This is a genomic window from Alloalcanivorax balearicus MACL04 (assembly GCF_025532145.1).
Lineage (GTDB): Bacteria > Pseudomonadota > Gammaproteobacteria > Pseudomonadales > Alcanivoracaceae > Alloalcanivorax > Alloalcanivorax balearicus.
Genome location: NZ_ARXS01000037.1, coordinates 29,072 through 39,953, shown reverse-complemented (window position 1 = coordinate 39,953; position 10,882 = coordinate 29,072). Strand labels below are relative to the sequence as shown.

Genomic DNA, 10,882 nt, shown 5'->3' with positions numbered 1-10,882 from the left:
CCGATGGCAACTGGAGTGTGACGCCGGATGCGCCGTTGGCGGACGGTACGGAAGTCAGCGTCACCGCCAGTGATCCGGCCGGCAACACCAGTGATCCCGCCACCACCATCGTGGATGAAAACCTCAACGACACCACCCCGCCGGAGGCCCCGATCATTGCCGAAGCGGTGGATGATGTGACTCCGGGCACGGATCCGGTGCTGACCGGTGGCAGCACCAATGACACCATGCCGACGTTGACCGGCACCGCGGAAGCGGGCAGCACGGTGGAGGTGTTCCAGGATGGTGTGTCCTTGGGAACAGTAGAGGCTGACGCGGACGGCAATTGGAGTTTCACGCCCAGCACCGAACTGGCGGAAGGGGATTACAGCTTCTCCGCCACGGCGACCGATGCGGCGAATAACACCTCGGATCCCAGTGCGGCGTTTGAAGTAAGCATCGATACTACCGCGCCGGAAGCTCCAACGGTGGAGCCAACCGATGGAGCGATCCTTACCGGTACGGCTGAAGCGGGCAGTACGGTTGAGGTGGACACCAACGGGGATGGCACACCGGATTACACCGTTGAAGCGGATGCCGATGGCAACTGGTCGGTGGCACCGGATACGCCGTTGGCGCATGACACGGAAGTGTCGGTAACGGCGACGGATGACGCCGGCAACACCAGCGATCCGGTCACCACCATCGTGGACGAAAACCTGAGCGACACCACGCCGCCGGCGGCGCCAGTCATCGCCGAAGCAGTGGACGATGTGGCACCGGGCACCGATCCGGTGCTGACCGGTGGCAGCACCAACGACACCACACCGACCCTGACCGGCACCGCTGAAGCGGGCAGTACGGTAGCGATCTTCCAGGACGGCACGGAGATCGGTACGGCTACCACCGATGGCAGCGGCAACTGGAGCTTTACACCCACGACCGAACTGGCCGAAGGCGACCACAGCTTCACGGCGACGGCCACGGATGCAGCCGGCAACACCTCGGATCCGAGCGCGGCGTTCGAACTGAACGTGGACACCACCGCGCCGGCGACGCCGACGGTGGAACCCACCGGTGGGACGACGCTGACCGGTACTGCCGAAGCGGGTAGCACCGTTGAAGTGGATGTGGACGGTGATGGCACCCCGGACTACACGGCGGAAGCGGATGCCGATGGCAACTGGAGTGTGACGCCGGATGCACCGTTGGCGGACGGCACGGAGGTGAGCGTCACCGCCAGTGATCCGGCGGGGAACACGAGCGGCCCGGTCACCACCATCGTGGATGAAAACCTGAACGACACCACACCGCCGGTGGTGACCTTGGATGCGGTCGTCACCAACGACAGCACCCCGGAACTGACCGGCACAGTGGACGATCCGGACGCCAGCATCGTGGTTTCCGTGGGCGGCAACGACTATGTGGCCACCAATAACGGCAATGGCACCTGGACACTGGCTGATGGGGATCTGCCGGCGCTGACGGATGGCGATTACACGGTAACGGTTACCGGTTCCGACGGCGCAGGTAACGAAGGCACGGCCACCGGCACGGTGACAATTGATACCGTGGCGCCTGAAGTGACGGTGGAGCCGTCTGATGGGGCTTTGCTTACCGGTACGGCTGAAGCGGGCAGTACCGTTGAAGTGGACACCAATGGCGATGGTACCCCGGACTACACGGTGGAAGCGGATGCCGACGGTAACTGGTCGGTGGCACCGGATGCACCCCTGGCCCACGAAACGGAAGTGTCGGTAACGGCCACGGATGAGGCGGGTAACACCAGTGATCCGGTCACCACCATTGTTGACGAGAATCTGAACGATACCACGCCACCGGCGGCCCCGACCATCGCCGAAGCAGTGGACGATGTGGCACCGGGCACCGATCCGGTGCTGACCGGCGGCAGCACTAACGACACCACGCCAACCCTGACCGGGACAGCGGAAGCGGGTAGCACTATAGCGATCCTTCTGGGTGGCACCGAGATCGGTACGGCAACGGCCGACGCGAGCGGCAATTGGAGCTTCACGCCGGCAACCGAACTGGCCGAAGGCGACTACAGCTTCACGGCGACGGCCACGGACGCGGCCGGCAACACCTCGGATCCGAGTACGGCGTTTGAACTGAACGTGGATACCACTGCGCCAGCGGCGCCGACAGTGGAACCGAGCGAGGGCACCGAACTGAGCGGCACCGCCGAACCGGGCAGCACCATTGATGTGGACGTGGACGGCGACGGTACCCCGGACTACACGGTGGAGGCGGATGCTGATGGCAACTGGTCGGTGACTCCGGATGCCCCGTTGGCGGATGGCACGGAAGTAAGCGTTACCGCCACGGATGACGCCGGTAACACCAGCGACCCGGTCACCACCATCGTGGACGAGAACCTGAACGACACCACGCCACCGGCGGCACCGACCATCGCCGAAGCAGTGGACGATGTGGCACCGGGCACCGATCCGGTGCTGACAGGTGGCAGTACCAACGATACCACACCGACCCTGACCGGCACCGCTGAAGCGGGCAGTACGGTAGCGATCTTCCAGGACGGCACGGAGATCGGTACGGCTACCGCCGACGGCAGCGGCAACTGGAGCTTTACGCCGGCGACCGAACTGGCCGAAGGCGACTACAGCTTCACGGCGACGGCCACGGATGCGGCGGGTAATACCTCGGACCCGGGCGCGGCATTTGAATTGAATGTGGACACCACCGCGCCGGCGACGCCGACGGTGGAACCGAGCGATGGAACAACACTCACCGGCACCGCCGAAGCGGGCAGCACCGTTGAAGTGGACATCAACGGTGACGGTACCCCGGACTACACGGTGGAGGCGGATGCCGATGGTAACTGGTCGGTGACTCCGGATGCACCTCTGGCGGACGGCACAGAAGTCAGTGTGACCGCCACGGATGGGGCGGGTAACACCAGTGATCCGGTCACCACCATCGTTGACGAGAACTTGAACGACACCACACCGCCCGCGGGACCGACTATCGCCGAAGCAGTGGACGATGTGGCACCGGGCACCGATCCGCTGGTGACAGGTGGCAGTACCAACGATACCACACCGACCCTGACCGGCACCGCTGAAGCGGGCAGTACGGTGGAAGTGTTCCAGGACGGTGTCTCCCTGGGAACGGTGGAGGCCGACGCGGACGGCAATTGGAGCTTCACACCCAGCACTGAATTGGCCGAAGGCGATTACAGCTTCACCGCCACGGCAACGGATCCGGCGGGCAATACTTCGGATCCGAGCACGGCGTTTGAAGTGACGGTGGACAACACCGCGCCGGAGGCTCCAACAGTGGAACCCACCGATGGAACGGTCCTGGTCGGTACGGCCGAAGCGGGCAGCACAGTCGAAGTGGACACTGATGGTGACGGCACCCCGGACTACACTGTTGAGGCCGACGCCGATGGTAACTGGAGTGTAACCCCGGATGCGCCGCTGGCGGACGGTACCGACGTGAGTGTCACGGCCCGCGATCCTGCCGGTAACACCAGTGATCCGGTAACGGTCTCGGTAGATGCTACTGCTCCGGAAGCTCCGGCCATCACCGAAACGCAAGACGATGTGGAGCCAGGTACGGATCCGATCCTGAGCGGTGGCAGCACCAATGACACCACGCCGACCCTGACCGGCACCGCGGAAGCGGGCAGCACGGTGGAAGTGTTCCAGGATGGTGTGTCCTTGGGGACGGTGGAGGCTGACGCGGACGGCAACTGGAGCTTCACGCCCACTACGGAACTGGGCGAAGGCACTTACAGCTTCACGGCGACGGCTACAGATGCTGCCGGCAACACCTCGGATCCCGGTGCGGCGTTTGAAGTGACGGTGGACACCACCGCGCCGGAAGCGCCGGTGGTGAATCCGAGCGACGGTACCGAACTGAGTGGCACCGCCGAGCCGGGCAGCACCGTTGGTGTGGATGTGGACGGCGATGGTACGCCGGACTACACCGTGGAAGCAGACGCCGATGGTAACTGGAGCGTGACGCCGGATGCTCCTCTGGCGGATGGTGCGGAGATCACGGTGACCGCGTCTGACGAGGCGGGGAATACCAGTGACCCGGTCACCGCCATCGTGGATGCCGTCGCGCCAGAGGCGCCGGTCATAACCCAGGCGGAAGACGATGTGGCACCGGGCACCGATCCGGTACTGACCGGCGGCAGCACCAACGACACCACGCCGACCCTGACTGGCACGGCGGAAGCCAACAGCACCGTGGAAATTTTCCAGGATGGCGCTTCCGTAGGTACGGTGCAGGCCGATGCCAGTGGTAACTGGAGTTTTGTCGTCCCGGCAGCGCTGGCCGATGGCACTTATGGTTTCACGGCCACGGCCACGGACGAAGCGGGCAATACTTCGGATCCGAGTGCCGCCTTTGATGTGACGGTGGACACCGTTGCGCCGGATGCGCCGACATTGAGCGTCACCGATGCCGCCGACGGTATCATCGACAGCAATGAGATGGTGGACGGTGTTCAGACTGAGGTCGGTCTGCCTGCCGGCACCGAGGCGGGTGATGTCATCACTCTGACCTTCACGGGCGACGGCGGAGCGGTCTATACCGCCGAACATACCGTGACCGCGGACGAGGTGACCGCCGGCACCGCCAATGTGGATGTTTCCCAGTGGCTGGATGACGGTACCTATACCGCCACCGCGACGATCACCGATGCTGCCGGCAATGTCTCGCCGGATTCCGGTGCGGTCGGCTTTGACGTCGCTGCCTCCGGTCCGGTGGTGAATGTCGACGGCGGCAGCCTGCTGGGTCTTGTTGGTGTGGAGGCGATCGGGCTGCTCGATCTCAACCATCAGATGTTCTCCGCTTATGACCCGAACAACAATCTGGCGTCGGTCACCATCGAGATGTCGTCGCTGTTGAGCATTAACCAGATTCTCGGACTGTTGGGAGCGGGGAACCAGACTCTGAACTGGTCTCAGGCGCTGGCCGATGAGCTGGGACTGGATATCCAGTTCAGCGACTATAACCTTTTCCCACTCAATCTCACGCCGACGCTGACGATTACCGCCGCGGATGGCGGGGCTATCGATAACCTGGCTATCAACGAGTTCCTGGCGTCGATCTATCTGGCGGATGCCTTGCTCGGAACCGATGTCGGGTTGTTGCCGAGCTACACCATTACCGGGGAGGACGTAGACGGGCAGACCGCCACGGACAGCGTCACTGAGCTGGCTGAGCTCAGCCTGTTGAACGCGGCGAACAACCCTGTGACCGATGGAACCTCGGGTGCCGATACCCTGGAAGGTACGGCGGGTGATGATCGTCTCTATGGGTACGACGGCGACGATGTGCTTAACGGTAACGCCGGAGATGACTGGCTACGAGGAGGTAATGGCAACGACACCCTGAATGGTGGTGATGGCAACGATACCCTGGTCTACGACGGCCTCGGTAACGATACCTTCGACGGCGGTGCAGGGGAGGATACGCTGTTGCTGACTGGTGACGGCATTTCGCTCGATTTCGTTGACAGTCTCGCGGCCGACTATGTCGACCCGGCGACGATCAACAATATTGAGCATCTGTCCATCGGCGGTACCGGTGCCAACACGGTATCCATTGATCTGGCATCGTTGATCGCGATGACCGATGCCAACAATGTGCTGTTCATCGATGGCGACCAGGACGACACAGTGGAACTGGCCGGGGAGTGGCAGAGCACCGGCACCTCCACCGTCGACGGCACTGATTATGTGGTCTACAGCCAGGAGGGCGATCCCAGCGAACTGTGGGTGCAAAGCGGCATTTCGGTGATTTAAGCCATTGACGATGCACACCGGCACCGGGCCAGAAGGCCCGGTGCCTTCCCAGGGAAAGCAGCAGTTAAGGATCTGAATGCGGTCTCACGGAAGCAAGGGAACTCATCGTCCATGCCTGTTAGCGATGGTGATGCTCTGCGTTTGCCTTGGCGAAGCCGGGGCACGGGAAACCGGTGTGGATACCGATGACCCGGAACAAGCCATCAAACAGGCTCCGGTATACGGAAACAAAGCGGATTTCGATATTGTCAGCGCGGTTCGGCGGGCGGTGGATACACATCCGGTGATCGCTGAATCCATTGGCCGCCTGTTCCAGCAAAACGAGCAGGTGGCGGTGGCACGTGCAGGCTATTATCCCGAACTCAGCGCTGGTCTGAGCCGTGGCTACAGGGACTCCACCGGACGCTCCGAAGAGGCGCTGACCGCTTCGGCCTCCCAGATGTTGTATGACTTCGGCAAGGTCTCCAGTTCCGTGGCGGCGGCCTCCCATGGGGTGGAGCGGGACCAGGCCAACGTACTTTTGGCGGTGGACCAGCTTGCCCGAGAAACCGCTCAGGCGGTGATTGAGGTCCAACGTTATCAGACGCTGCTGACAATCGCCGAGGAGCAAGTGGAAGCCATTGGAGAATTGCAGGAACTGGCGTCTCAGCGCGCCGCCAAGGGCGCCGCCACCCGGTCGGACGAAATCCAGGCGCTATCCCGAAAAGAGGCGGCCCAGGCCACGGTTCTGCAGTTCCAGGCACAAAGCGATGCCTGGCAGCGTAACCTGCAAAGCCTGTTGAATTCCCCCGGGCCGGTCACGGTGTCTCCGGAGTTTCCCGATCATCTGGCTGACGCCTGCCTTCGCGTGGAGGAAGACTTCGACAATGTGCCCCGGATCATGCGGGCGGAAGCGGAGCGGGCGGAAGCCCGTTCGCTGATCCGTCAGGCGCGGGCACAGATGTTGCCGACCTTCTCGATCTCCGCGGATTTCGAGCACTATCTGAATGATCGGCCCGCGGACCTGGAAGCCATGGATCGGGACAATGACGTCTTCGTTTCCGTGGGGGTAAGCAGCAAGCTGTTTCAAGGCGGCGCGTTAAAGGCCCGCCGGCGGGCGGCAGACTACGCCCTTGAGGCGGCGAATGCCGCCCGGGATGCCGCCTACCGGGAAGTCTCTCTGGGGTTACGGGAGGCGAAGGTGCAGACACGGAGTCTGTCCGGGCGCCTCGAATTGCTGAACAACCGCTATAACAGCATCGCCGAGACGCAAAAGCTATATCGGCAGCAGTATTTATCATTGGGAACGCGCTCGCTGTTGGACATTCTCAATACGGAACAGGAGATCCACCAGTCCCGCTTCGAGCAGCAAAACACCCGATTTGATCTACGCCGCCTGCAAATCGACTGTCTTTACAACGTGGCGGAAATTCGCGCGGTGTTCGGTTTGAGCAGCGCCGCCGTGCAGGGAGTGCCGATTCAGCCATGAGTACTCAGGATGCTGAAGAAACCCTGGTCGAAGCCACGCCGGCTCCCGACTACGGACCGTGGACCGAAGCCATGTTGGCGGTGGCCCGGCATTATCGTTTGGAATATTCCGAGGAGAATGTTCATCTGACCGCCGCCTGGAGCATAGGACAGAGCCCGGGCGACGTGCTGAAGGCCATGGCCCGCCAATTGGGACTGGCCTGCAAGATTGGCGATCTGGGCGAAATGCCGCTGACACCCTGGCGGTTTCCCCTGGTGGTGCAGTTCAAGGACGGCCAGGTGGCGGTGGCCGAAAGCATCGGCGGTGATGGGACGGTGGCTCTGTCCTACAGTGGCGATCAGGGCCTCAAAAGTCAGCTTCCCCGTCAGGAGCTGATCGACAATGTGGTTCTCACACTGATCCTGAGACCGACCCGTTCGGCCCCCGACGCCCGGGTGGACGATTATGTCCGGCCTTATCAGTCCAATTGGTTCCGGCGCATCATCCTTCGTGATCTGAAGCCCTACGGACATGTGATGCTGGCATCGCTGGTAGCCAATCTATTGGCATTGGCCGGCATTTTGTTTTCCCGCCAGGTTTACGACCGCGTGGTTCCGGCGGAATCCTATGCCACCTTATACGTCCTGTTCTCCGGTGTACTGGTGGCCATGGTGTTTGACTTCATTCTGCGCAGAAGCCGCGTTCATATCACAGATCTGTTGGGCAAGCGGGCCGATATGCGAGTGTCCGATCGGGTCTTTGGCCACGCGTTACGCATTAAAAACTCGGAAAAGCCGCGCTCGACCGGGTCCTTTATCGCCCAGATTCGCGAGCTGGAGCATATTCGGGAATTGCTCACCTCCAGTACGGTAACGGCTTTCGCCGATATGCCTTTCTTCTTCCTGTTCTGTTTCGTGCTCTGGTATATCGCCGGTCCCTTGGTGCTGGTGCCGCTGGCCGCGGTGGTGCTGATGATCATCCCCGGCCTGCTGGTGCAGCGTCGCCTGCATGTTCTCGCCAACGAGGCCATGCGCGAGTCTTCATTACGTAATGCCATGCTGGTGGAAACTATCCAGGGATTGGAGGACGTCAAATCGCTGCAAGCGGAAGCGCGCTTTCAGCAGCAGTGGAATCACTACAACGCGATCACCGCCGACGTCAATCTGAAGCTGCGTTACATCGCCAATACTCTGGTGGTGTGGAGTCACACGATACAAAGCGGGGTATTCGCCGTCATCGTTCTGTTTGGTGCGCCGATGGTGATGGAAGCGGAATTATCGGTGGGGTCGCTGGTGGCGGCATCGATCCTGGCATCACGTATGATGGCACCGATGTCTCAGATCACGCATGTGATGAGCAAATGGCAGCATGCCAAGGTGGCGATGAGCAGTCTGGATCAGATCATGGAACGCGCGGTGGATCACCCGGAGGAGGAAAAACGGGTTCATCGGCCGTTCGTCACCGGTCACTATCAGTTGAAGCAGGCGGTGTTCCAATATGCCGAGGCCCCCACCGCGGCGTTGGCGGTGAAGTCACTGACCATCAACCCGGGAGAGCGCATTGGTGTGCTGGGACGCAATGGCGCGGGCAAATCCACGCTTCTGCAGGCTCTGGCCGGCGCCATCGAAGCCGGCTCCGGACAGGTTCTCCTGGACGGCGTCAATCTCACCCATATCGATCCGGCGGATGTGCGTCGGGATGTCGGTCTCCTCAGCCAGAACGCGCGACTGTTCCACGGCACCCTGCGGGATAACCTGATGCTGGGTGCCCCCCATGTGTCTGATCAGGAGTTGCTCGCCGCCATGGACATGACCGGTGCCAGCGATTATCTGAGAACGCTGCCGGACGGGCTGGATCATCCAATTCTTGAAGGCGGGCTCGGATTGTCCGGTGGCCAGCGCCAGTCGCTATTACTGTCCCGTCTGCTGTTACGGCAGCCCAATGTTCTGCTGCTGGATGAGCCCACCGCCTCATTGGATGAGACAGCGGAAAAGAAATTCATTCAGAGAACGAGTGACTGGTTGGAACACAGGACCCTGGTGGTGGCGACACACCGGATGAGTATGCTTAATCTGGTCGACCGCATCATCGTGCTGGAGAACGGCCAGATTTTGTTGGACGATGCGCGCGCCAAAGTACTGTCCATTCTATCAAAAAAGACACCGGTTCAGTCCGCGAAAAGTAGCGAGGAAGGGACCCGGCCATGAAAGAGAGCGATAAAGCCGTCAATTCCTCCCCCTTGGAAGCCACGGGGTTGTCGATGAGCGCGGCCGGGGGAACGGCGTCTCTGCTGGATTACGATAATGATCATCGCCATTACAACGACGAAGTGGACGATGCCACCGTGGTTCGCTCAACTCGCATTGTCTGGCTCGTTTGTCTGGTCATAGCCGCATTGCTGGCGTGGTCCTATTTCGCCGAAGTGGTGGAAGTATCAACGGGCGATGGCCGGGTGATCCCGTCTTCCCGGGAGAAGATCATCCAATCCTTGGAGGGTGGGATCCTGACGGACCTGGGGGTCAGGGAAGGGGACATCGTTGATGCCGGGCAGGTACTGGCGCAACTGGACCTGACCAAGACCGAGTCCAGTATGGAAGAAAGTGCGGCCCGTTACCGCGCGGCTCTGGGGACCGTCGCCAGGCTAGAAGCGGAAGTCAACGAAACGCCGTTGATATTCCCTGATGCATTACAGGCCTATCCTGAGCTTATCGCCGCCGAAACCGAGCTGTATGAAACGCGGCGCCGAGGGTTGAGATCGTCTCTGGCCGGCGTTCATAAGTCTCAGCGCATTGTGCGTGAAGAGTTGCAACTGACCAAATCGCTGCTGGAAATCGGAGCTGCCAGTAACGTGGAAGTACTGCGCTTACGGCGCCAGCTCTCGGAGCTGGAGTTGAAGGCCAGCGAAATCCGCTCTGAATACCTGATTCTCGCACGGGAAGAACTGGCCCGCGCCGAGGCCGAGGCCAACGCATTGTCCTCGGTGGTGCGGGGCCGCTCGGACACCCTGTCTAGATTGACATTACGCTCGCCGGTACGGGGGGTGGTGAAGGACATCGAAGTAAGCACCCGGGGCGGGGTGATTCCGCCGAATGGCCGTCTGATGGAAATCGTTCCACTGGACGATCAGTTACTGGTGGAAGCGCGGATCTCTCCCCGGGATATCGCCTTCATTCACCCCGGTCAGTCCGCCAAGGTGAAGATCACTGCTTACGACTATACCGTTTATGGCGACCTGGATGGCGAGGTGGCGATGATTTCGCCGGATACCATTCAGGATGAGGTCAAACCCGAGATTTTCTATTACCGTGTATTTATTCGTACCAAGGCGGACGCTCTGATCACTGATGCGGGTACCCGGTTTCCGATCGTACCGGGCATGATCGCCAAGGTGGACATCCGCACCGGTGAGAAGACCATTTTCGAGTATCTGATGAAACCGATCGATCACGCCGGAGAGGCTCTTCGGGAGCGCTAGTTCCGCATCATCACGGATAATCAAAACGTGGGGAGCTGGTCCCCCGCTGACTCGCCGTCCACGCGGGTTCGCTGCATGCCGCCCATTCAAATTCATTGCAAACAGATAAAACCGGAATCGACGTCTCCAGGGGGGTTCTGAGCGGACTGGCGGGTCGGACGATTTCGACCTAGCGCCGGT

Annotated in this window: 4 protein-coding genes; all 4 read left to right on the top strand. The window is 61.2% G+C overall.

Annotated features, from left to right (window positions below; translation table 11 throughout):
- The first annotated feature begins 17 nt into the window (after positions 1 to 17).
- The 4 genes from MA04_RS20270 (at position 18) to MA04_RS20255 (ending at position 10,702) form a co-directional block, all read left to right on the top strand.
- The gene (locus tag MA04_RS20270; protein ID WP_262462519.1) at positions 18 to 5,780 is read left to right on the top strand and encodes an Ig-like domain-containing protein; all 5,763 of its coding nucleotides are present in this window, start codon (positions 18 to 20) and stop codon (positions 5,778 to 5,780) included.
- Between the two features lie 175 nt (positions 5,781 to 5,955).
- Complete coding sequence (locus MA04_RS20265; RefSeq protein ID WP_262462517.1) at positions 5,956 to 7,248, top strand: TolC family outer membrane protein; 1,293 nt, start codon at positions 5,956 to 5,958, stop codon at positions 7,246 to 7,248.
- Positions 7,245 to 9,434: a type I secretion system permease/ATPase gene (locus tag MA04_RS20260; protein ID WP_262462515.1), complete on the top strand. Its 2,190-nt coding sequence runs from the start codon at positions 7,245 to 7,247 to the stop codon at positions 9,432 to 9,434. Before MA04_RS20265 ends, MA04_RS20260 begins: the two co-directional genes overlap by 4 nt.
- Positions 9,431 to 10,702 (top strand): HlyD family type I secretion periplasmic adaptor subunit, encoded by a 1,272-nt coding sequence (locus MA04_RS20255; RefSeq protein WP_262462514.1) that lies wholly within the window; start codon positions 9,431 to 9,433, stop codon positions 10,700 to 10,702. The genes MA04_RS20260 and MA04_RS20255 overlap by 4 nt, the downstream gene beginning before the upstream one ends.
- The last annotated feature ends 180 nt before the right edge of the window (positions 10,703 to 10,882 follow it).